Origin of the sequence: Mesorhizobium alhagi CCNWXJ12-2 (genome assembly GCF_000236565.1) — a bacterium.
GTDB lineage: Bacteria > Pseudomonadota > Alphaproteobacteria > Rhizobiales > Rhizobiaceae > Allomesorhizobium > Allomesorhizobium alhagi.
The window spans coordinates 12,351-37,384 of sequence record NZ_AHAM01000057.1 but is presented as its reverse complement, the minus strand read 5'-3'; the positions used below and the strand labels follow the sequence as shown (position 1 = coordinate 37,384).

Sequence of the window (25,034 nt, the reverse complement as noted above, 5' to 3'; positions counted from 1 at the left end):
ACGATACTCGGCATCTGAATGCATGGCTGGCTCCCCACATCCGGCATTCTGTTCGCACACTATTTTGGCAAGATCAACCTGTCACTGCCGAGGAGCCCGGCGGGGCATTGGAGAAGCACCCTTTCGGATTTGTCGCCGCCGGTGCTATAGTGCCGCGACTTCCAGCGCATGACGTGCCGGTCCTCGAGAGGATAGGCCCATGGCGCTCAAGCTTTCCAACAACGCATCCTCGCTGCTGGCAGCCAACATCAACGATTCCGTCACCACGATCGCCATCACTTCGGGCGACGAAGGCAAGTTCCCGGTGCTCGGCGTCGGCGACTGGTGCCCGCTGACCGTCTTCGACGGGTCCGGCAACCGCGAGAACATGAAATGCACCGCCCGATCGGGCGTCACGCTGACGGTTGAGCGCGGGCAGGAGGGCTCGACGGCCGCATCGTTCCTCGCCGGCGCCCGCGTCGATGTCAGGCTAACCAACGCCGCGTTCGAGGCCGGAACGACCGATGCCGACAGGCTGGCGACGGGCGAGGTGGCGAGTGCCGTGCTGCCGGCGCGGCTGCGCGACCTGGCCGGGCTGGTCGACGACGCCGACGACATCACCAAAACCGGCTTTTACCAGGCCGACGCCTCGACGTTGAACACCCCGCTGGCGTTGGTTGCCATGATCTGGCACATGGGCATCGACGCCAACACCGCCTATCAGGAATACCAGCCGGCTTCGACGACTGCCCGCTACGCCCGCAGAATGGCCGCCGCCACGTGGGGGGCTTGGTATTTGAGCTATATGCCGCATGCCGAGGTTGTCGAGCGGACGCCGGTGGGCGGCATCATTGATTATGGCGGATCCACCGCGCCGACCGGATGGCTGCTCTGCTACGGCCAGGAGGTGTCGCGCACCGGCGAGTCCGCCCTGTTTGACGTCATCGGCACCACTTTCGGCGCTGGCAATGGCTCGACCACATTCAACGTGCCCGACTATCGCGGCCGCGTCGGAGCTGGCCAGGACGATATGGGCGGCACCTCGGCCAACCGCCTAACCAACCAGAGTGGCGGCTTGAACGGAGACACGCTGGGCGCAACCGGCGGCTCCGAGACGCATACGTTGACGCTCGCGCAAATTCCCGCGCACGATCACGGCGGATCGACGGGTAGCGGTGGTGCTCACAGCCACACAGTCGAAAACACGCTTGCCGGCAGCGACGTGACGACTGCAGTGTGGGAGAGCGGCAATTCCGGCTCCCGCACCACCACAACGAGCACCGCTGCAGCCCACGTCCACTCCATTCCCTCCGCCGGTTCCGGTCAGGCTCACAACAACGTCCAGCCGACCATCATCGTCAACAAGATCATCAAAACCTGATGGCCGCGATCAAGCTAACGGGCTTCACCGGCGAGCAGCCCCGCATCATCCCCCGCCTGATGCCGGCCGCGGCCGCGCAGGCGGCGCTCGACACCAGGCTAGACGATGGCGGCCTGACACCCATGCGCAAGACCGCGCTGATCGCGACGGCGGCTTCTTCCGCCCTGCAGACCATCTACCGGCACGGCGTCGACTGGTTGGGCTGGGAAACTGTCGTTCATGCCGTTCCCGGACCCGTCGCATCCGACCGGCTCTACTACACCGGCGACGGCGTGCCGAAGATGCGCGTGGGCGAAGACATCTACGAGCTGGCGATCGATCCGCCGGCCGTCGCGCTGACGGCCGCAACCGATGGGGCCGGATCCGGCGACGTCACCACCCGCGTCTACGTCTACACGTGGGTCACGTCCTTCGGCGAGGAATCGGAGCCATGCCCGGCGTCAAACGCCATCGATTGGCAGCCGGGCGACACCATCACCCTGTCCGGCTTCGGTGCGACGCCGGCCGATCGCGCCATCACGCACCAGCGCATCTACCGCTCGCAGACCGGGCAGAGCGGCACGTACTTCTATCTGATCGCCGAGCGCGTCGCTGGGACGGGCGATTTCACCGACGACATCGCCGTGGATGCCTTCCAGGAGCCGTTGCCCTCGGCAAGCTGGAACGCCCCGCCCGACACGCTGGAAGGCCTGATCGCGCTCCCAAACGGCATGATGGCTGCATTCTCCGGCCGCGATCTCTATTTCTGCGAACCCTACCGCCCGCATGCCTGGCCGCAGAAGTACGCGCTCGCGGTCGATTCCGACATCGTTGGGCTCGGCGCTGTCGGCACCACGGTCATCATCATGACCGAGAAGCACCCCTACATGGCAGCCGGCGTCACCCCCGAAACCATGCAGATGCAGAAGATGGAGCAGAACCTACCCTGCATCAACGCGCGCGGCATCGTGGATCTCGGTTATGCCATCGCCTATCCTTCGCACGAGGGCATGGTCGTGGTGCGAGCGGACGGCGCATTCGCGATTGCGACCGGCAATATCTTCAACCGGGAGGGTTGGCTGGCGCTGTCGCCTTCGACCATGATCGGGGCGCAGCTCTCCGGCCGCTATTTCGCCTTCTACGACACCACCGCAACGGACGGTTCGATCCAGACCGGTGCACTGCTGCTCGACCTTTCCGGCGAATCCTTCCTCATCCGGACCGAGGCCAGCGCCACCGCTGCATTTTACGAGGTGTCGAGCGGCGGGCTTTTCTTCCTCAAGAGTGGAACGGACGAGATCCGCCAGTTCGATGCGCCCAACGCGGCCCGCAGGACGCAATACTGGAAAAGCAAGCAGTTCGTGCTGCCCCAGCCATTGAACTTCGGCGCTATCCAGATCGACGCCACCGGCATCGTCACCAACCAGGAGGAGGAGAACCTTGAGGATGACATCGCGGCAGTCATCGCGGCAAACGAGACGCTGATCGCGGCGGGTTCTGTCGGCGGCGAGATCGATGGCGGATTGCTCGACGCTTACCCGCTCGATGGGGACATGCTGACGCCGATTCCCCAGCCGAGCCCGAACATCCTCACCGTGGGCATCTACGCCGACCAGGTGCGTGTGGCCTCTGTCACCCGCGCCAACCGCCCGGTGCGCCTGCCGGGGGGCTTTCTGGCGCGCACATGGGAAATCGACGTATTCGGCGACGTCCAGGTCGAACAGATCGTCATGGCGCAGACGATCGACGAACTGAAGCAGGTAGCATGATCGATCAGCTGCTCAAGGAGAAGATCGAGACGCTGGACGGCTCGCGCAATCGCGGCGCCATCCGCCGTGCGGCCGTGCGCATCGACGACGTGTCGGCGCTGCTCGAGCTGCAGGCGAAGCTCAAATCCGCCAAGGCCGCCGGCGCGGCCCCGACAAAGGCCGAGTTCGACGCGCTGGTCGATGACGTGACGGCGATCTTCAACCGCCTCACGGCCATTGCCGACGCGCTGCAGGCCCGGTTGCTGCCTTGACGCCTGCCGCCCTCCTCCGCCTCATGACGCGGCCGTTTCTGGCCCCTACGCTCAAGCTCGGCCCCGAGGACCGAATCTGCATCGAGTTCGCCAACCGGCTGCGCGCGTGGACGCTCGAGGGCCGCCCGGTGGCGGTGTGGTCGCATATCGGCAACGAGATCGGCGGCGGCACGAAGAACGCCAACATCCGCTACGCGATCGCCAAGGCGCTTGGCATGATTACCGGCGCGTCGGACTATGTGTTCCTCTGGCCGGGCGGCAGCGCCGCGCTCGAGGCGAAAGCGCCCAAGGGGGTGCAGACGGCCGGGCAAACCGATTTCGAGGCCTGGTGCACCGCACGGGGCGTTCCATACCGCATCATGCGCTCGGCCGACGAGGGCGAGGCCATCCTGCGAGAGATGGGCGTGCTGAAATGAGCGCGTCGGAATACGTCTACGGCGAGGATGACAGGCTGATCGCCTGGGCCGAAAGCCGCGTCGCCAACAGCCGATTCCGCGATGATGCCCGAGCGATCGGGCATGAGCGCGCCGGTGAGCTGCGCGGCGTCGTTGTTTTCGACACCTTCACCACCACCACCTGTCTGGTGCATCTGGCGTCGGACGGCTCCAAGCGGTGGATGACGCGCGAGTTCATCACCCGCGTGTTTGCCTATCCATTCATCCAGTGCAAATTCCCGCGCATCACTTGCGGCATCCCCGAGACGAACGCCGAGTCGCTCCGGCTGACGCGGCACATGGGCTGGGTTGAGGAAGGCCGCCTGCGCGAGGACAGCGAGGACGGCAGCGACACCATCATTTTCGGCATGCTGCGGCGTGAATGCCGCTGGCTCCCCGCCACGATCGGCGGCACTGGCAAAATCGTCCGCGCCACGGTATAAGGCCACATCCCCCAGCGCATGACGTGCCGGTCCTTCATGAAGGAACACGTACATGGGCAAAGGCTCTTCCAGCGCACCCTCCCCTGATAAGAATATCGGCAAGGCCGCGCTCCTGCAGGCCGAAACCGGCGTGGAGTGGATGAACTTCGCGAAGGATGCCTTCGCGGTCTCGCAGGAACGCCAGGTCGAACTCGACGCGCTGACCAAAGAAGTCACCGGCATGCAGCTCGGCATTGCTAAGGACCAGGCGGACTGGTCACGGGCGGATCGAGAGCGATACGAGACGACGTTCAAGCCGATCGAGGATGAGTTCATCGCGGGGGCGTCCGAGTAGGGCGCGAAAGAGCGGCAGGAAGCGGCCGCGGCCGAGGCTGCGGGCGATGTCCAGTCGGCGGCCGCTGCCTCACGTGAAACCGCGCGCCGCGAGGCGGCTTCGATGGGCATTGACCCCCGCTCCGGCCGGCATGCCGGCATCGAGCGCGCCGGCGAGATGGGCACGGCGCTGGCGACGGCCGGCGCGAAGAACACCGCGCGCACCGCGACGCGTGACAAGGGGCTGGCGCTCAAGGCTGACGTTGCCAATCTCGGCCGAGGCCTGCCGTCGCAGAGCGCGCAGGCGGCGCAGGTGGGCCTTGGCGGCGGATCTTCGGCGGTGGGGCTCAACCAGGGCAGCAATGCGCAGTATCTCGCCTCGACCGATATCATGGGCAGCGGCTTCCGCGGCGGAATGCAGGGCTATGCCGGTATGGGCTCGACGCTCAACCAGCAATATTCGACGCAGGTTTCCGCGTGGAATGCCGAGCAGCAGCGCGAAGGCCAGAACGCCGCCGGTGTCGGCTCATTCCTCGGCGGCCTTGCAGGCATGTTCTCATTCCCGTCCGACGAAAACGTGAAGGAGGACAAGGAGCCGATCGCCGAAGGCGAAGCGCTCGAGGCCGTCAACGAGATGCCCGTCGAGGAGTGGACTTATAAGGACGGCGTCTCGGACGAAGGCCGCCACGTCGGCACCTATGCACAGGATTTCCAGCGCGAAACCGGCAAGGGCGACGGCAAGTCGATCCCTGTGCAGGACGCCATCGGTATCACCATGAAGGCGGTGCAGGATCTCGACGGCAAGGTCGATAAGCTCGCCGACGCGATCGGGCTGGGCGGCACTCCCGCCAAGCCGCCGGCGCAGCGCCGCAAGACGCAGCAGCCCACCGCAGCGCGTCCTACCCGTGCCCCCGCGCGTGAGGAAGAAGAGATCGGGCTGGGAGCGGTCGCATGAGCCTTGCCGCCGTCCGGCCAGTCATGCATAAAGAACGGGCAAAAGGGGTGTTACGAGCACCCGCTTTCGCCCTGACCAAGCCCGAACGCAGGAGGTTCGAGATGGCTAGACGCGGTGTATGCTCGCTTGATGGCTGTGACAAGCTGCATTGGGCACAGGGATATTGCCGAAACCATTACCACCGGCTCCGCACCCATGGTGCCCCGACCGCAGGCCGCGCCCCAAAGGGTGCAGCAAAGCAGTGTTCAGTGGCGGGATGCAAAAACGGTGGGCCCTTTAGGAAGGGACATTGCAACGCCCATCATCGCCGTTTTCTCCGACACGGAAATCCAACAGCGGGCGGTCCCACGCGCCCGCCGCGAGGGTCCGTCCTTGCCTACGTGCACGCCCATATGCATGCGGGCTGCTCTGTTCCCTGGCCGTTCACGACCTGTGGAGCTGGCTATGGCCAAATGAAGGTCGCCGGCGAGCGCGTGCTGGTAAATCGGTACGTATGTGAAATCGCCCATGGCCCAGCCCCCTCACCGGAGCATGAGGCGGCGCATGAATGCGGGAATCCGTCGTGCTTCTACGCAGACTGCCTGCGCTGGGCTACTACCGTCGAAAACAACGCCGACAAGTTGAAGCACGATACCCACAATAGGGGTGAGCGTCACAACCTGGCCAAGCTGACCGAACACGAGGTTCTCCAGATCCGCGAGTTGGAAGGGTCGGCATCGCGGAACGAGATCGCCGACAGATTTGGCGTGAGCTACCGTCACGTCTACAGCATCCACAAACGTGCCGCATGGCCGTGGCTCGAATAGCGAGGGCATTCAATTGTCAATAGGAATTGGATTGGGCGCCTTCATGGAGGGCTTCGAGCGCGGCCAGGACATGCGCGCGAAGATGGACCAGCGCAAGCTGGCCAAAGACAACCGGCAGGCGCTCGAGAAGATCGAGACGGACGCCCAGGCGGCGTTCAAGAGCGAGGTCGACGCCGGCAACGAGGACGGCAAGAACTACGACCAGTTCTGGAAAAAGTACGCGCTGCCGAAACGCAAGACCGAACTGCTCAAACAGGGCGACATAGCCGGCGCCAAGCAGCTCGAGGAGTGGGGCAACAGCGATGCGGCCCTGCAGGGCGGCCGCCTGTTCTCGTCGGCCATGCTCAAGGCGCAGACCGGCGACGCCGGCGGCGCGCTCGCCGATGTCATCAAGGCCGGCCAGGTGCAGGGCTACATCGAGCACGGTTACGAGCTCGTCGGGCAGGACGAGCTGGTGGACGAGCAGGGCAACACCATCGGCTACAAGCTGCGCGTGAGGGACCAGGACGGCAAGGAGCTCGAGCAGGATATCCTCTCGGGCGACGTGCCACGCATGATCTCCACCTTCGCCAACCCCGACGCTGCATGGCAGAGCCAGGTGGCGAAACGCGCCGAGGCCGAAAAGCGCAAGGAAGGGCTCGAGGATTTCGAGACGAAGGAGGGCATCAAGAAAAAGTACGGCAGCGGCACCGATGACGCCAAAGCCTACAATGATGCCCGCAAGGCGCTCGAGGAGAACGATCTCGACTTCGGCGACATGAGCGCGGAGGATCAGGACGCGGCGGTGCGCGAGCGGCTCGCGTCGGCCGAGGGCTACGCCAATGAGCGCGGCGGCGTCAGCGGTGGGGGCTCAACCGGCCGCGGCAAGACCAAGACTTCTCCCGCGCCCCGCAAGGAGATCCTTGTGGACGAGACGACAGGCGAACGCCTGCCGGATCCCGAAGCGGCGGTTTCGCCACGGCAGACTGATGCCGCTCCCGGGTTAGGCGGCGGTGAAGCCCCTCCGCCTGCGGAGGCGGCGCCGGGCCTTGGCGGAGCGCCGACACCCTCTCCGAAACCCGCTCCGGCGCGACAGGAAACCCGAGCCGCCCCTACGCGGCAGGAGATCATCGCCGACGCGGCCGACCACATGGTGAACGGCGGCAATGCGGAACTCGTCGGGCAACGGCTGTTGCAGGCTGGCATCCCCGAGGACCAGTGGCCGCCGGTGGTGCGTCAGGGCATGAAGAAAAGCACGGCGATCGGGCTCGGGCAGTAATCAGGCCGAGCCCTATTCGTTCGCCGGACCGTCGCGCGTAGACGCGCACCTAACAGCGCTGCAAAATTTGATTTCGCCAGTCCACCGGTCAACGATATAGGCGCCGGGCCATCCGTCCCCCCTGCTCACGCCGTTGACGTCAAACCGAGCAAGCCACGCCAACCCGATCAAGACGACCATCCCTGCTACCATCCAGCGACCCAGCATCTTTCGTGCCCTCCTCAATCAGGGCTGATATAGCCGTGTCCTACTAGCCAGTCACGCAGGATTCGCCGGATACCTTCGGGTCGCGACGGAGCGTCTTTTTGCTCGGCTACAAACTGATCCAACGGCTTGAGCAAATCTTCCTGCAGACGAGTCACGATCTGCTGTCCTTTGCCCGTCGGCGTCGGCCCACGCCTCTTTTTCTGTGCTACCATAGTTATTGACCCTCACTGAAAACTCTGCTAGCACAGTAGCGGACCGATGGAAAGGGGCTCTTTCCAATCGGCCCTAACCTCAACCGACCTCGCGGGAGATCGATCATGGCTATTTTTACTCCTATCACGTCATCACAGGTCGTGGCGACGATTCTTAATGGGGCTGTAAACCCCATTCCTTCGCTATTTGCCGTTCGCAGTGGCTTAATCTCTCTATGCGACAGCCTGCTTCGCCAGAGCAATGATGTTGCCGATGCTACGGAGAGCGCGGACGAGCTCGAAGCTGCATTCCAGAGGGCGTGCGACGAACTCTGGCGGACCGACGAGGCGATCATGCGCGCGCATCCGCAAAGCCTGTCCGATATCCGGATGCAGATGATCGTTTGCCGTTATCGGACGAGTGATGGGGATTTTGCCGAGGAGCACGTCAACCTCTTGTTTGAGAACATCGAGAGGCTGGCGGCGTGATGGCTTGGCCAGTATAGTCCGCGCATCCCGACAGCGCATGACGTGCTTGGCCTCACCAGGAGGAATCCGCCGTCATGCCGCCCATCGTCATTGGCCTTGGAACTGAACTCAGCGACCCCTTCGGCCTCTATAAGGAATCGCCCGGGCTGGGTGGCGGGCAGGCAACACAAGCCCCGGCCACCGCTGGGGCGACTCCTCCGGCCGGCACGGCCGCAACACCCCCGCAGGCCACGGCGCAGCAGCCTTCCGCACCCGCTGGCGCGGCCATTCCTCCGCCAAACGATTCGCCTGACTTGCCCGCCGGCATGCGCAACAACAACCCCGGCAACATCAAATACCGGGACGATGTGCCGTGGGAGGGCCTGCTCGGGCCTTCCGTCAACACCGACCAGGGCGACCCGCAGGCGGTGTTCGACACGCCGGAAAAGGGCATGCGCGCCGCCGCCAAGCTGGCGGTGAACAAGTACGCCAAGGGCCTGACGACGCCGCTGGACATCATTGCAGGCGACGGTGGTTGGACCCCCGGCAATACCCGGGCGGCCGCAAACATCGCGGCGACCATGGGCGTGGCGCCCAACGAGGATATGCGCCTCGACGATCCGGCGCGGCTGCAGAAGTTCATGCGCGCGCTGGTGACGCAGGAACACGGCAAGGCCTCGTCGCTCTATCCCGACGAACTCATCGCCTCGACGGTAACGGCCCTGCAGCAGGAGATGCAGAGCGCGCCGCCGGCGGCGAAGGCCCTCGACAAGCTTGCCGCCGGAGGCAAGGGCGACGGGATGCTCGAGCCGGGCAACATCGACCTGCATAACCGGCCCGTGGTGAAGAATGCGGATGGCTCGATCAGCACCGTGCGCTCGGTATCCTTCAACATCGGCGGCAATGAGGTCCTGATCCCTACCGTTTCCCCCGATGGGAAGATCTTGTCTAACGAGGACGCGCTGCGCCTGTACAAGCAAACCGGCCAGCACCTCGGCAAGTTCGCGACGCCGGAGGCCGCGACGAAGTACGCAGAGCGGCTTCATGATGACCAAGCGGAGGAATACCTGCCTGGCGTCTCCGGCGATCGCGTGCGCGGCAACCCCGATGCGAAGGGTTTCGCCCGCCTCACCCCGCCTGAAACCGTCCCTCCGTCCGGCAAGGGCGGCAAGCTGCATTTCCGGCACGCCGGGCAGGACAAGCTCGAGCCGGGCTTTCAGTCCATCCTCGCCGACGCCTCGGCTGCCATGGGCAGGGATTTCACCATCACGTCCGGCTACCGATCGCCCGACCATCCCGTCGAGGCGCGGAAGAAAAGCGGCCCCGGCGAGCATTCCCGCCACCATGCTTCCGACATCTCGATGAAGGGCATGAACGAGGAGCAGCGCGCCCAGCTCGTCGCCGAACTGCACGCCCGCGGCGTTAAGCGCTTCGGGATCTACAAGAACAGCCCCGACATGCTGCACGTCGATATGAAGGACCAGACCGGCGATGGCTCGCCATGGTTCATGTACGACACCACGAACAAGAAGATCGGACAGGCCCCCGGGTGGTTCCGGCGCATTGCCGCCGGCGACATGCCGGAAGCCGGCGCTCGAGCAGCCCCGCAGCGCATCGCGGTTGGCGCCGACTACAAGCCGCGCGATCCGATGGGGCTCTACTCGACGGGCGCCAACCCGTTTGCGCAGTCTGGCGCGCCGGCCGAGGACGCCGCGCCGCCCGAGCCTGAACCCGTACTGGATCCACGCCGCGCCGGTCTCGAGCAGAGCGACCCGGGCCGCTACACCGCCATCGACGAAAGCGAGTACGAGGCGTGGAAGACCGATTGGGAGGAGCGCAACCGCTCCACGGGCCTTGGCGGCGACACCACGCGCCTGCTCAAGTCCGGTGCTGCCGGCCTGGCGCTGGGCGCGCGTGAAGCCGTTGCCGCCATCCCAAAGGTAGGCCCCTCGATCGTCGAAGGCCTCGACAGCATCAGCGAGTGGATCAAGGGCGACGGCGTTCCGACCGAGCAGCGCCTCGAGCGCGCGCAGCAGAAGGCGATCGCCTCGATGACGCCCGAGACGATCGCGGCGCGCGGCAAGGATTGGGTGACGGAAACGACCACGGAGGAAGGTGCGGTCCAGTACACCGCCGGCCCGGCGTGGCGCGATCCCCGCAGCTATTTCGGCGGCCTGGTCGAATCCGTGCCCGGCACTGTGATGAGCATGGGACCGTCCATGTTCCTCGCCAGGGGCGCATTCAAGGCCGCCATTGCTAGAGGTGCGACGCAGAAACAGGCCGCGGCGGCGGCCGCGCGCACGGCCACCATCGCCGGCGGCATCAGTGAAGGCACGATTTCGGGCGGCATGGCCGCGCGCGGCGTGCGCGAGCAGATTGCGCAAATCCCGACGCAGGCACTGCAGGAGAGCGACGCGGTGCAGCAGCTCATGGCCGAGGGCATGTCCTTTGACCAGGCTGTCGAGACGCTGACCAACGACGCGGCCGCGCAGACCTTCGTGATTGCCGGCGTAGCGACTGGCGCATTCGGCGGTATCGGCGATCGCGCTCTCGCCAAGATCGTGGCAGAGGGCGTCGGCGGCAGCGTGGGCAAACGAATCCTTCGCGGCGCTGGGCGCGGCGTGGTTGCCGAGGGCCTGCTCGAGGAAGCGCCGCAGGAAGCCGCCCAGCAGGCGGCGCAGAACCTTGGCGTGCAGGGGATCGACCCTTCGCAGCGCATTTCCGAGGGTGTGGCCAATGCGGCCGCCGGCGGCCTTGCCGTAGGCGGCACGATGGGCGCAGGCATGGGCGGCGCCGGCGGTGCTGCCCGCCGTGCGCCAGAATCGCCCCCACAGCCGAAGAAAGGCCCGCTGACCAGCGCGCTCGAGAGTGCGCAGCGCCAGGCGGCCGAGAAGGCGGCTAACACCTTCACCGTCAATGACCCAGCCATGGGCGACATGGGCTCGGGCGACCTTCACGGGCAGAACGTCACGCTCGACCCGAACCAGACGGGCGTTCCTGCCGGCATGCGCCGCGTCAGGACGGGCGACGGCACCCAGCGCGTGCTGGGCGAGCGCCTGCTCGTCCAGCAGGGCGGCGCTGTGCCGGCCGCGCGGGAGCAGCCGAAGACTGCGCCGGCGAAGCCTGCCGCCATGGCTGTACCAAGTGGTGCGCCGGCGATCGGCGCGACAGTGCGCGTGGATGCGGACGGCGTGCCGCCCTTCATGGCGCGCGTGGAAAGCTACGAGGGCGACGAGGCGGTGCTGTACGACAGCGCCAGCGGCGAAGTGTACCAGGTGCCGGTGTCGAACCTGACGCAGATTGCCGACAAGGTGGAGAACCTGCCGCCGGTGCTGCAGGAGAAAACCGCCCCTGACGCACTGCCGGAACGGCCGGTGCCGACGGTCATCACCCGTGGCATGCGCGCCAACCTGGGCGATTTGGGCTGGTCCGAAGATGCCGTGCGCAAGATGACGCCGGCCGAGGCCGACGAAATCCTGCGCAACGGTTCCCACCCAGCGGGCTCGCCCGTCGATCCTAATGATGCAGCGCTCGAGCCGCAAGCGCCGCAAGCGGCCGACAGCAAGAGCGAACTGCCGCCTCGGGACAAGCAGAAACCGGCCATGGGCCGATTCCCCGGCCCGCCCAAGCCCGGCCAGCGCGTCATTGTCGATGCGCCCGGCATCGTCGAGCGCTTCGCCGGCCGCATCGAGGCCTACGAGGAAGGCGCGACCGAGGCGCTTGTCACTGCGGATGATGGCCGGTCCCTGCAGGTGCCCGTCGAGCACCTATACGTCGATGGCACCACCCGCAAGGAAGCCGAGGCCGAGGATCTGCGCCGCGACCCGCCGGTGGAGCGCGAGCCCGTGACCGGCGGCACGTCCCGCAAGGTGTTCAAGCACACGCTGGTCATGCCCGACGAGAAGCACGCCGCGCTCTACGACCTGGGCAAGATGCGCCGCGAATCGCAGCGCATGGTTGGCGCTTCCGCGCTCGATCGCGACAAGGTGATGCCGGCTGAGCAGATCAAGCTCGCCGATGCGTTCGGCGTGACGCCCGAGGCGTTGGGCCAGATTGCCGACGACTACCGGTACCGCGTCGAGCGCGCCTCCAAGGAGGCCCGCTCCGAGCTCCCGGTGAAGATGCACGCGGTGAACGCGAAGCGCCTCAAGCAGTGGCAGGCGGAGCGCGACAAGGCCGCCGGCGGCCTAGCCGCCCCGGCGACCGATCAAGTCGTTGTCGACAACAAGTTAGATCGGGGTGAACCCCAAGATGCGCCGCTGGCCGACGACGCAATCGACGATGCGGCATTCGACGCCGCGGCCGCGATCGACGTTGCCGCGCACCAGGCGGCGACGTCGCCGGAGAACGACAGGCCCGAGCCGAGCCAGGCGCAGAAGGAAGCCGGAAACTACGCGCTGGGCCATGCGCGCCTTGGCGGGCTCGATATCTCGATCGAGAACCCGGCCGGCTCCGAGCGCAAGGGCGTTTCCCGTTCGGGTAAGGCCTGGTCCGTCACCATGAAGAGCCATTATGGCTACTTCAAAGGCACGGTCGGCCGCGACAAGGATCACATCGACGCCTTCATCAAGCCGGGCACGGCCGAGCTGGACGATTCCGCGCCGGTGTTCGTGGTCGACCAGCGCGACCCGTCGCGCGGCCAGTTCGATGAGCACAAGGTGATGGTGGGCTATGGCGACGAGGCCGAAGCGCGCGCCGCCTACCTCGAGAACTACACCAAGGGCTGGAAAGGCCTTGGTGCCATCACCGAGACAACGCTGGGCGGCTTCAAGGCCTGGCTCGAGGGCGACACCACCAAGCCGTTCGCCAAGTCCGCGCCGGCGGCCGCGGTCGATCCGGCCGAAGTGGGTACTATACCCACTCAAGTGGGCACGACACCCGAGAGCCCGCCACAGCCGATCGAGCCGACGGTGACAGAAACTGTCACCCCCGTTGAAAAACCCGCATCTGAACAGAAGCGAGCATCGACAGAAAAATCACAACAGCCCGCAAAGAAACCGAAAGCCCCGCCGCTGCTAGGCCGGCTTGAGAACTATTTTCGGCCCGGGCGCATCGTTAGCAGCTACGGCGGCGGCGAAGATCGCGTCATAGGCTTCGATCGCCGCGAGAACGGCAATTGGCAGGTCCGCGTCATCCAGGTCGGGCCTGATGGCGAACCGCTGCCGCGCGAGCGCGAGCGGACGCATTCCACGGCCCCGACTGGCCGGGACCTCGACCGCTGGGAGAAGGACAACCCGGTACCGGCACCGTCCAAGACCACGAAGGAAGGCAACGCGGCGGCCGTCGACGCGCTCTTCGCCAACAACAAGCTGTTCACTGCCGATAAGGTCGAGGCCGCCCGGGCGCGCCTCAAGGCGAAGATGAGCCAGATCAACAGCGGCGTGGATCCGGAGACGCTGATCGACGGCATGACAATCGCCGGCGCCTACATCGAAAGCGGCGTTCGCGCCTTCGCCGACTTCGCCACTCGCATGACGGCCGACTTCGGCGAGGGCATCCGGCCCTACCTGCTGTCGTTCTGGGAGGGAGCAAGAAACTACCCCGGCCTCGATGCCGCCGGCATGACGGACCCGCAGGAATCGGCGCGGTTGGCGGGGCTGTCACCGGCCGAACTTGCTGCTATAGTGGCGCAAGAGGCCGCCGAGCCGGCAGTGGAGGCTGAAAGTGGACCAGAACAGGTCGAGCCCGCAGTTCAAACGCCAGATCGAGCTGGAATACCGGCAGATGCGGCTGGACAAGAACCGGCTGCACAATCGCGACCTTCACAAGCGAATCCTGGCGACGTGGAAAAGCGAGAGCCCAACAATGTGGGCCGAGCTCGAGCGCAAAGGGATGACGGACAGCTTGGCCTACGTCTCACAGCAGAGGATGTGGGACCGGATGGAGCAGCTGCAGGACAGCGGGATGGCGGTGACGGACGCCCGCGAGATGGCGGAACGGGAACACCTGATGCTCGAGCCGGAGACGCCGGCGACGACGCCGTTGGCCGACGCGTGGGCGGAACTGGCGGCAGTGCTGCAGGAGGGCCAGGAGACGCTCGCCGAGTACCGAGCCAACCGGAACTAATCAAGCAACCCGAGACTGTCAGCCCGGCCAACGCTGGGCCAGGCGATTTCCACATTGATGATCCCCTGCGCGTCGTTGGCGGCGGCCAGGTGGCGCGCTTCGAGAAGAACCGCGCGGCGATCGACATGCGCAACACGCTCATCGATGACGGCCGCAAGCCGACGCGCGAGGAGCAGGAAGTGCTGGCCGGCTACACCGGCTGGGGCTCGTTCGGGCAGGAACTGTTTCAGGGCACGTGGGAGCGTCCGGCGCCGAAAGCCGGCTGGGAGGCGCGCGACACCTGGTTGAGGGAAAACCTCGGCCAGAAGGAATGGGAGGGCCTGCAGCGCTCCATCATCAACGCGCACTACACCGACCCCCCGACCGTTCTCGCCATGTGGGACATGGTGCGCCGCATGGGCTTCACCGGCGGCCGCGTGCTCGAGCCGTCGATCGGCATCGGCAACTTCTACGGCATGATGCCCGTGGATATGGCCGCGCGCAGCCAGCGCGCCGGCGTCGAGCTGGACCCTGTGACGGGCTCCATGGCGCAGCTGCTCTACCCGAACGCGGCAATCCAGATCAAAGGCTACGAACAGTCGACCACGCCCGACGATTTCTACGATCTCGTCATCGGCAATTGGCCGTTCGCCGACTATTCCCCGGCCGATCGCCGCTACAACCGGCTTAGCCCGCTGCTGCACGACTATTTCTTCCTGAAGGCGCTCGACCAGGTGCGCCCGGGCGGCCTCGTCGTCGGTATCACCACCAAGGGCACGATGGACAAGAAGGCCTCCTCCATCCGCAACGCGATGGCGAAGAAGGCCGAGCTCGTGGCCGCATTCCGCCTGCCGACCGGCGCTTTCGAGGAATATGCAGGAACGAAGGTGGTGACGGACATCATCATCCTGCGCAAGCGCGCGGAGCCGGCCGGCATCGTCGCCAATGAAGGCTGGATCCAGGTCAAGGACCATGCGACGCCCGAAGGCACGCCGATCGCCGTCAACGAGTATTTCCACAACAACCCCAGCCACGTCATCGGCGAGATCGACTTCGGCAGCGGAATGAACCGCGCTGGGCTGGTGGTGCGCAGGCCTGCGAATGTCGCGGAGGAACTGCGCCGCGTCATCGACCTGGTGCCCGAGGGCGCATACCAGGCCGACACACGCGGCAAGCAGATCTCCTACATCGCCAATCACACGAACGACCGCACGAACTCGCTGGTCAAGACGAAGGACGGCCTGTTCATCGTTCGCGGCGAGCACATGGCGGCGGCCGAGGAGGTGCATAAGTACAGCCTGAAGAGCGCGACCGAGACGGCCGAGCGCGTGGCCCAACTCGAGGCGCTGGTCGGGATGCGCAAGCTCTACGGCGCGCTGATCGAGGCGGAGCGCACCGGCGCGGCCGAGGACGCCCGCAAGGCGCTGCGCGACGCCTTCGCGGCATTCCGCAAGGCCCACGGCAACTACTCGAAGAGCTTCGGCCTGCAATACCTCAAGAAGATCGACGATCCCTTCTATCCGGCGCTGGCGGCCCTCGAGTCTTCCACGCCGAACGATAAGGGCGGCCGCAGCTATCGCCCGGCGTCGATCCTGACCGAAAGCACCATCCGCGGCGCGCGCAAGCTCGAGAACCCGAGCGTGCCCGAGGCCTTCGTGCTGGCGCGCAACGAATCCGTCAATCCGACGCCCGAGCGCATCGCCGAGCTCGCCGGAAAGACTGTCGAGGAAGTCCGCTCCGAGTTGATCGACGCCGGCGCGGCGTTCTCGACGCCGGCGGGCGAGTTCATCCCGGCCGATCTCTACCTGTCGGGCAATGTGCGCGAGAAGATGCGCCAGGCGCGCGCCGGCCTCGAGGGGGGCAACGAGGACATGCAGCGGAACGTGGCGGCGCTGCAGGAGGTCATTCCGGCCGACATCCCCTACTACAAGATCGAGACGCAGCTTGGCGCGACCTGGGTGCCTCCGCACGTCTATGGCGACTTCATCGCCCACATGCTGGGCCTCGCCGACACGTCGCAAATCAAGGTGGGCTTCAACGCCGGCGCCTGGCGCATCGACTTCCCCGGCGAATACAACCATCGCACCGAGGCCTCCGCCGGCTTCGGCACGCCGCATGTGAAGTTCAAGCGCCTGGTGCGCGCCGCGATCGCCAATCAGACCATCACCGTCAAGCACAAGGACAGTGACGGCAAGGAGTACGTCGACGAGCAGGCCACGAAGGAGACGAACGCCAAGATCTCCGAAATGCGCCTGAAATTCGGCGAGTGGCTGTGGAGCGATCCCGAGCGCCGCGTCGACCTCGAGCAGGAGTACAACGAAACCCGCAACGCCTACGCCACGCCGAGCTTCGACGGCTCCTTCCTGACCTTCCAGGGCATGGCGCTGTCAGTAGGCCGCGGTCCGTTCAACCTGCGCGAACACCAGGTCAACGCCATCTGGCGCGCGTTGGTGACGCGCAAGAGCCTCAACGCGCATGAGGTTGGGACCGGAAAGGCGCAACCGCTCGACGCCAAAATCCTGACGCCTTCTGGCTGGAAGCGGATGGGTGACATTCAGGTTGGCGATCAGGTTGTCACGCAAAGCGGCCAGCCCACGACTGTCGAAGCCGTGTTCCCTCAAGGCGAGAAGGAAATATTCCGTGTAGTGTTCTCGGACGGCTCGTCCACGGAATGCTGCGACGAGCATCTGTGGCTGACGCAGACCTATCGGGAGCGCAATCAAGCCATCAATGCCAAGCGTGCCGGCAAGGACTGGGGCTGCGCGAAGCCGAAGGTGCGCTCGCTGGCCGAAATCCGCGAGACGCTGGTATCACCGCATCTGGCCGCCAAAAACCATAGCATCCCGATCGTGGGGCCGGTTCAACTTACATCCCGGCCGGTTCCGCTCGATCCCTACCTAATGGGCGTGCTGCTGGGTGACGGCGGCATGAGCCATCGTTCCGCGACGATCACCAACATGGATGAGGAGATTGTACAGGGCCTTGTCTTGCCCGAGAACGTGGAGCTGCGCCGCCAAGAATCCGCTGGGCGCTGCCCGACGTGGGCGCTGCGGATGAAGAAGCTATCCGGTTTCGGTGCGAGCAGGAAGCCAAACCCGGCAGTGGTTGCTCTTGAGCAGCTTGGGCTGATGGGTAAGGGCGCGAAGGACAAGTTCATCCCTGAAAACTACTTGTTCAACGACATCGAGGCTCGCATCGCCCTCTTGCAGGGACTGATGGACACGGACGGATCGGCATTGCAAGGCGGCTACTCGGTCTACTACTACACCGTCTCTGACCGCCTTGCCGATGATGTGGTGGCGCTCGTTCAATCGCTCGGCGGTACGGTCAGCAGAACCACCAAGACACCAAAATATCGCCACAACGGCGAGGCGCGAGATGGCGCCCTGGCGCATATCCTTTGCATCAAGCTGCCGCCGCAGATCAACCCCTTCCGGCTGGAGCGCAAAGCGGCGCTGGTCAAGCCGAAGGAGAAGTATCGGCCGGTACGCTACATCGTTGACATTCAGCCGGTGGGACGGAAGCCGGCACAGTGTATCCGGGTTTCCGATTCTTCGCACCTCTACGTGACCGATGACTTCGTCGTCACTCATAACACCTTCACCATGGGCGGCATTGCCGTCGAATCGCGCCGCTACGGCATCGCGAAGAAGCCGCTGCTGTTCGCCCACAACGCCAACTCCAAGACCGTCGCGCACGAGATCCAGCAAATGTATCCGGCGGCCAAGGTGCTCTACGTCGACAACCTGTCGAAGGACAACATCAAGGTCCGCATGATGCAGATTGCGAACGACGATTGGGATGTCGTGGTGCTGCCGCACTCCCTCATCGATCGCATCGGCTTCAAGGAAGAAACCTTGATGGTGATGGCGCAGCAGGAGATCGACGATCTCGAGGCGGCGGCAAACGAAGCGGCCGAGGATGATGGCGTCGAGATCACAAAGGAGATGCTGGACGATCCGGAGGAACTGAAAAAGCTCCGCTCCGTGACGGCAAAGCACCTGGTGAAACAGCGCCAGCGCATCATCAGCACCATCCAGAAGCTGGGGCAGCAATCGAGCCGGGACGATTCCGTGTCGTTCGAGGATCTCGGCGTCGACATGGTGCTTGTCGACGAGGCGCATGAGTTCAAGAAGCCGCCGATCGCGACGAAGATGAACATGAAGGGCCTGCAAACGCAGGTATCGAACCGCTCCATCTCGATGTCCTTCGTCACCAAGTACGTGCGCGGCATGAACAATGGCGGCAACGTCCACCTCTTCACCGGCACGCCCATCACGAACACCATGACAGAGGTGTTCCACATGATGCGCTACATGATGCTCGAGGAGATGGAGCAGATCTCGCTGGCCGATTGGGACGGCTGGTTCGGCTCCTTCGCCCGCGAGGTGGAGGACGTCGAGCTTTCCTCGACCAACGAGTACGAGACGGTCACGCGCCTCTCCGCCTTCATCAACGTGCCCGAGCTGCGCCGCATGATCGGCCAGTACATGGACGTGGTGTTCTCCGACGACATGCCGGAAATGCTGCCCCGCTCGGTCAACGGCAAGACCATGGCCGACAAGGACCTCACCGCGGCCGAGCGCGCCGAGCTGCTCAACGGTCGCACCGAGGGCGCGAACGACCGGCCGTACAAGAAGGTCATCAACGATTCCGCCGATATGTCGGCCGAGCAGATGGCCGTGTTCGCCGAAGTCCAGTCGCTGGCGCGTCAGTGGCGCTCTATGACGAAGAAGGCCCGTAAGGATGCGATGGCCGCCGGCGACAAGACCGTGCCCATCATCCATGACGCGATCGCCGAAAAGGCGTCGTTTGACGTGCGCCTGGTCGACGCGATCGAGAACGCCGGCCTCGAGGGCACGCCGGAGATGGAGCCGCACCCGCTCTCAAAGCCTGCTCGAGTCGTCGCCAAGCTGATCGAGATCTACCGCTCCGACGATCGCGCCACCCAGGCGGTGTTCATGGAGCAGGGCATGGCCCGTTCCGTGTCGCGCTCCGTTGGCGCGCCCGGCGAAAAGACGCAGAAAACCTACAAGGCCTTTTCTACGCTGGTCGACATGGTGGAGCGCCTGGTGCAAGCGGGCATTCCGCGCGAGCAGATCGCGACTGTCACCGGCGCCACCAGCAAGGACAAGCGCAAGGAAATTGCCGAGGCGATGAACGCCGGCACAATCCGCATCGTGTTCGGCTCGACGGATTCGCTGGGCGTCGGCGTCAACATGCAGCGGAATCTGCGCGCCATGCACCACATGGACGCGCCGTGGATGCCCGGCGACCTCGAGCAGCGCAACGGCCGCGGCCACAGGCAGGGCAACCAGTGGAACACGGTGCTCGAGCACCGCTACCTCACCGATCGCCTCGACGGCCGCCGCTGGCAGGTCCTGGCGATCAAGCAGCGCTTCATCACCGATTTCATGAAGTCGAGCGGGGATACCCGCGTGATCGAAGGCGATGCTGCCAGCGACGAGCAGAGCGACATCCTGTCGACCTTCGCTGACGCCGCCGGCGATCCCCGGATCCTGCTGCGCGAGAAGTACAAGAAGAAGCTCGACCAGCTCCAAAGCCGCGAGCGCATGCACGGCCATGCCATGGCCGACGCCGCCCGCAAGGTTCGCCAGATCTCGGAGAGCCTGCCCAAGACGGAAAAGCGCCTCGCCGAGCTCGTTCAGAGCGGCGCGCCCGAAAAGGCCGGCGAGATCCTCGACGCGCAGCGCGGCGATTCCTTCCGCGCAACCATCCTCGACAAGCCGTTCGAGAAGTTCGCCGAGGCCGACGCCTTCATCAAGAAGTCGCTCGCGGCCGATATGCGCATCGGGCAGGATCGCCAGATCGGCACCTATGCCGGCGAGGCCCTGCACGCGCATTGGGGCCAGTTCAGCGAGGTTCCGGACCTTTACCTGAAAGTCGGCAACCAGACCGTAGAGAGCCACGGCCCGAGCCTGCTTAGCCTGCACGCCGCGCTGCGCGACGTGCGCAACAAGATGGCTCCGGATCTCGAGACGCGCGTGGACAGCGATCGCGCCACGCTCGAGCGCATGCGTTCGGCGGCCGAAGAACCCTTCCACATGGCCGACCAACTCGCCGGCGTGGAAAAGCAGCTTGCCGACCTCGAGACGGACATTGCGGCGAACCCCGTTGCGCCGCCCTTCTGGCTGCGCTCGGGAGCTCCGGCCGAGACGCTGGTGCGCTGGAACGACAAGGAGTTCACCGTCGCCGGCCACCGCTGGACCGATGACGGCTATTTCGTCCTCGCCGAGGATGCCGAGGGCTCTGTCGCCATCCCCTACATGGAGGCTCGCGACAGCCAGGGCATGACGCTCTACGAGGAGCATCCGTTCACCGCGCCGATTGTCATCGAGAAAGAGGACAAGAAGGCAGACGGGAAGCCGGCCGATGAGGATCTTCGGTTCACCATGGCCGCCGGCGGCTCCGCCCCGCTGACGCGCGAATCGTTGATTGCCGAGTTGAAGGCAGGGCCGGCCGCCAACCTGGTCGACAAGCTGCTCGCCAGGGGTTGGCTCGAAATCACCACCGCGAAAGAGTTCGCCAAGCAGACATGGGTACCGGCGCTGGGCGCTACGAACGGCCACGGCAAAATCTTCCTCATCGTCGACAAGATCCCGGCCGGCCGCGCCTCGTCGGTCCTGATGCACGAAGCGTTCCACAGCGGCCGCGACGCGCTCTTCAAGGGCAAGACGTGGGAAACCCTCATGGACCGGCTGGAAAAGCTTTACCGCCAGTTCGAGCGGTCCTCCGGTCAGGGCCGTGCGTTCTTCGATGCGGCCTTTGCCGGCTCGTCGGTCGCAAGCGGAACGTATGGGGAATTGTCGCGGGCGAAGCGCATCGAGGAGTTCGGCGCCTACGCCGTTGAGGCCTACGATCGTGCGCCGGGCGCAGCCAAGCGCTGGGTTGACGATCTCGTCGGCGCCGTGAAGGCTTGGGTGCTTCGCCGTTTCCGCCGCCAGCTTGGCAATATCACGCCTGCGCAGTTGCATGCGCTTGCCGTCGCGGCGCTGCGCGATCGCTCCAGGTACCAGTTCCCGACCGAAGACGAGCGCATCGCCGCGTTCGAGAAGGGTCTCTCCACCAGGCGCGCCGCTGCGCGCAAGGGCCGCAAATCGCCAAAGGGCTTCCGCTACCAGGTGGCGTTCCATGGCACGCCGCACGAGTTCGATGAATTTTCGCTCGACCACACGGGAAAAGGCGAAGGCACTCGGGCTTTCGGCTGGGGCCTGTACTTCGCGAGCAGGAGGGAAGTGGCGGAGCATTATCAGGATAAGCTCTCGGGCCGACTGGTAAAGGTCGACGTTCCCGAAGACAACGAGCTACTGCGATGGGACGAGCCGCTAAATAGACAGCCTGGCGGGCTTCTGAAGAAGCTCAACCAGGCGATGTCGAAACTTGAGCCGGGTTTGAACTTCAAAGCGATGAACGACATGGGTGAGGCAGTCGATGAACTGACCTTCATGCAACTCTATCACCGCCTTGAGGACGGCCAATACGATGAAGACGGTTCGGGCTTCTCGGACAGGCAGATTTCAGAAGCCCTCCGTGCGGCCGGCATTCCCGGCCACAAGTTCCTAGACGGCGATTCCCGCAAAGACCGGGAAGACCCCGATGGCACCTACAACTACGTCATCTATGACGAAAGTCGCGTCAGGGTGCTTGACCGCAATGCGCTCACCCGACAGCAGGAGTATGAGAGCAGCGACGAAGGTTTCGACTTCTCGCTCGCCGGTGCGCTGCCGCCGGCGGCCGCTCGCGCTCCGCTCACCACGGAACGCATCACCACCGAGTTGCGCGGCAAGCTGACCGATTTGCAGCCGTGGGCTCTGCGGGCGGTACCGCTCAACTACTTCCCCGAGCTTGCGCGGCCGAACATGACGGCCGTAACCGACTATCTCAAGGTCAAGCGCCTCATGGACGCTTTCCGAGGCAAGAAGCACTCGGAGATGGACGAGATCGCGCAGGCCTGGCTGAAATACGCCCGGCTGGGCAAGGACAAGACGGCTGCCCTCGCCGATCTCATGCACGAATCGACGCTGGCCGGCGTGGATCCGTCCAACACCGCGAACGACGAGAAGCCGGGCTATGCCGTCCTGCGGGGCCAGTACCTGGCGCTGCCGCCGGCGGGCAAGGCGCTCTATGCGCATGTGCGTGACGCCTACAAGGCGCAGGCGGCCGAGCTGGACAAGATCCTGCTCGACAACGTGCGCAAGGCGCAGGAAATCGCCTCGAGGCGCGCCGAGGAGCGCTACAAGAAGGAGCTCGAGCGCATCGCGTCGGCGAAACTGTCGAAGGAAGCCCGCAAGGACGCGGAAAGGGAAGCCTCCGAGGCCTTCTCGGTCGAGCAGACCCGGGCCAAGTGGTCGATGAAGGCGCGCCTCACCAAGATGCGCATTGCCTTCGAGAACAGCCGCGTCGAAGAGCCGTATTTCCCGCTGGGGCGCTTCGGCCGCTACTTTGTCACGGTCCGCGACATCGACGGCACTGTGATTTCGTTCTCGAGGAAGGAAAGGGCGGCCGATCGCGACCGCCTGGCGGTCGATATGCGCGCCGCCTATCCCCTCGCCAAGGTCGAAGTCGGCGTGACCGAGAGCGGCGGCGACCTCCGCTCCGCCATGGATCCGCGCATGGTGGCCGAGATCGAGGAGATCCTCGGCGGCGCCAACGTCGATTCCTCCGTGATGGACCAGATCTGGCAGCGGTACCTCGAGACGATGCCTGACCTGTCGACGCGCAAGCGCTTCATCCACCGCAAGGGCACTGCCGGCTTCCATGAGGACGCGCTGCGCACCTTCTCGTCGCATATGTTCCACTCCGCCCACCAGATGGGCCGCCTGAAATACGGCCTCGAGCTCCAGGAGCTCACGAACAAGGTGGCCGACCAGGCGAGGGAATCGGACGATGTGACGCGCGGCATGACGCTCTCCAACGAGCTCCGCAAGCGCCACCAGTGGGTGATGAACCCGATTGGCGGCAAGGTGGCGCAGGTTATGACGTCGACCGCGTTTGTCTGGTATCTCGGCACGACGCCGGCGGCCGCGGCCGTGAACATGACGCAAACCCCGATGCTCGGCATTCCGATCCTCGGCGCTCGCTTCGGCGGGCTCGCCAAGGCGGCGGCCGCGATCGCGAAGGCCTCCAAGGATTCGGTCGCCGGCCGCGGCAGCGTCACCAAGGCGAACCTCGCCCCGGATGAGCGCAAGGCGCTGGATGCGTTCTACGAAAGCGGCCTGATCGACCGCACCCAGGCGCACGATATCGCCGGCGTCGGCGAGACGGGCGTGGAATACTCGCCGGTGCGCGCCAAGGTCATGGCGATCATGTCCTACCTGTTCCACAAGGCCGAAGTCTGGAACCGTGAGGTGACGGCGCTGGCCGCCTATCGCATGGCGAAGGCCTCCGGACAGAACGATACGGCCGCGATCGACACGGCGCACGATCTCACGTGGAAGGTCCATTTTGACTATTCCAACGCCTCGAGGCCGCGCCTGCTGCAATCGGACTTCGCCAAGGTGGCGCTGGTGTTCCGCTCGCACAACATCAACATGCTCTACCGGCTCGGCCGCGACCTTCACCAGTCGTTCAAAGGCGAGACGCCGCAGGCCCGCAAGGAAGCGCGCTATCAGCTCGCCGGCATCGTCGGCATGATGTCGCTGCTTGCCGGCACCACCGGGGTTGTAGGCTTCAATCTCGCCATGACAGTGCTTGGCTCGCTGTTCGGCGACGAGGATGATCCGATGGACTTCGAGGTGACGTTCAAAAAGAACGTCATCGACATTCTCGGCCCCGAGCTGGGCGGTGTGGTGCTGCACGGTGCGCCCGGGCATTATCTCGGCGTCGATCTGACGGGGCGCATAGGCATGCCGGATCTGTGGTTCCGCTCGCCCTACCAGGACCTGCAGGGCAAGGACGAGTTCCAGTATTGGGTGATGAGCCAGCTCGGCGCATCCGTCGCCATGGTGGGTGACATGTATTTCGGTCTGTCCCTGCTTGCCGAGGGCAAGACCGACCGCGCCGCCGAGGCGCTGACGCCAAAATTCGCCCGCGATCTGCTACGGTCCTACCGCTACATGAACGAGGGCATCGTCAGCCTGGGCGGCGACCAGGTGCTTGACCCCTCCGCGATCGACGCTTGGGATGCGATCGCGCAGGCGGTGGGCTTCACGCCGGCGAAGGTGGCCGAAACCTACGACCGCAACAGCGCGCTCAAGACGGCCGAGAAACGCCTGCAGCGCCGGCGCCAGTCGCTCATCAACGATTTCGCCCTTGCGGTGAAGATGGGTGACAAGGACGGCCGCGCCGACGCCCTCGAGGCGATCAAGCGGTTCAACCGGGCTCCCATGACGCGGCCGATGGCGATCAAGCCCGACACGCTGCAGCGATCGCTCAAGATGCGTGAGGCCAATGCCCGCAAGCGCGAGGACGGCGTGCTGATCCAGAACAAGAAGCTCGGCCGGGATCTGCGCGAGCGCCTGCCGGCGCCGGTCTATCGGTGACAGTCGGGCGGGCTTTTGCTCGCCCGGCTTTTCTGCTAACAAGGCGTTCTCACC

Annotated in this window: 11 protein-coding genes; all 11 read left to right on the top strand. The window is 65.1% G+C overall.

Features of this window, described 5'->3' with window-relative positions; genetic code table 11:
- Positions 1-199: 199 nt before the first annotated feature.
- The 11 genes from MAXJ12_RS34315 to MAXJ12_RS08130 all read left to right on the top strand — a co-directional run bounded on the left by MAXJ12_RS34315 (position 200) and on the right by MAXJ12_RS08130 (position 24,980).
- Complete coding sequence (locus MAXJ12_RS34315) at positions 200-1,360, top strand: tail fiber protein (RefSeq protein WP_008835337.1); 1,161 nt, start codon at positions 200-202, stop codon at positions 1,358-1,360.
- Complete coding sequence (locus tag MAXJ12_RS08175) at positions 1,360-3,108, top strand: hypothetical protein (RefSeq protein WP_008835336.1); 1,749 nt, start codon at positions 1,360-1,362, stop codon at positions 3,106-3,108. Before MAXJ12_RS34315 ends, MAXJ12_RS08175 begins: the two co-directional genes overlap by 1 nt.
- The gene (locus MAXJ12_RS08170; RefSeq protein ID WP_008835335.1) at positions 3,105-3,359 is read left to right on the top strand and encodes a hypothetical protein; all 255 of its coding nucleotides are present in this window, start codon (positions 3,105-3,107) and stop codon (positions 3,357-3,359) included. The genes MAXJ12_RS08175 and MAXJ12_RS08170 overlap by 4 nt, the downstream gene beginning before the upstream one ends.
- Positions 3,356-3,775, top strand: coding sequence for a hypothetical protein (locus MAXJ12_RS08165; protein WP_008835334.1), 420 nt, complete (start codon positions 3,356-3,358; stop codon positions 3,773-3,775). The genes MAXJ12_RS08170 and MAXJ12_RS08165 overlap by 4 nt, the downstream gene beginning before the upstream one ends.
- Positions 3,772-4,236, top strand: coding sequence for a hypothetical protein (locus MAXJ12_RS08160; protein WP_008835333.1), 465 nt, complete (start codon positions 3,772-3,774; stop codon positions 4,234-4,236). The genes MAXJ12_RS08165 and MAXJ12_RS08160 overlap by 4 nt, the downstream gene beginning before the upstream one ends.
- Positions 4,237-4,288: 52 nt before the next feature.
- Positions 4,289-4,570, top strand: a complete 282-nt coding sequence (locus MAXJ12_RS38425; RefSeq protein ID WP_008835332.1) for a hypothetical protein — start codon at positions 4,289-4,291, stop codon at positions 4,568-4,570.
- A 102-nt stretch (positions 4,571-4,672) separates the two neighbouring features.
- Positions 4,673-5,503, top strand: coding sequence for a tail fiber domain-containing protein (locus tag MAXJ12_RS08155; protein WP_008835331.1), 831 nt, complete (start codon positions 4,673-4,675; stop codon positions 5,501-5,503).
- A 452-nt stretch (positions 5,504-5,955) separates the two neighbouring features.
- The gene (locus MAXJ12_RS34305; protein WP_008835330.1) at positions 5,956-6,309 is read left to right on the top strand and encodes an RNA polymerase sigma factor sigma-70 region 4 domain-containing protein; all 354 of its coding nucleotides are present in this window, start codon (positions 5,956-5,958) and stop codon (positions 6,307-6,309) included.
- 31 nt (positions 6,310-6,340) lie between these two features.
- Positions 6,341-7,567 (top strand): hypothetical protein, encoded by a 1,227-nt coding sequence (locus MAXJ12_RS08145; RefSeq protein WP_040585414.1) that lies wholly within the window; start codon positions 6,341-6,343, stop codon positions 7,565-7,567.
- A 524-nt stretch (positions 7,568-8,091) separates the two neighbouring features.
- Positions 8,092-8,454 carry a hypothetical protein gene (locus tag MAXJ12_RS08135; protein ID WP_008835327.1) on the top strand — a complete coding sequence of 121 codons (363 nt, stop codon included), beginning with the start codon at positions 8,092-8,094 and terminating at the stop codon, positions 8,452-8,454.
- Between the two features lie 74 nt (positions 8,455-8,528).
- A complete protein-coding gene (locus MAXJ12_RS08130; protein WP_008835326.1) occupies positions 8,529-24,980 on the top strand; it encodes a PLxRFG domain-containing protein in 16,452 nt (5,483 codons plus the stop codon).
- Positions 24,981-25,034 lie beyond the last annotated feature (54 nt).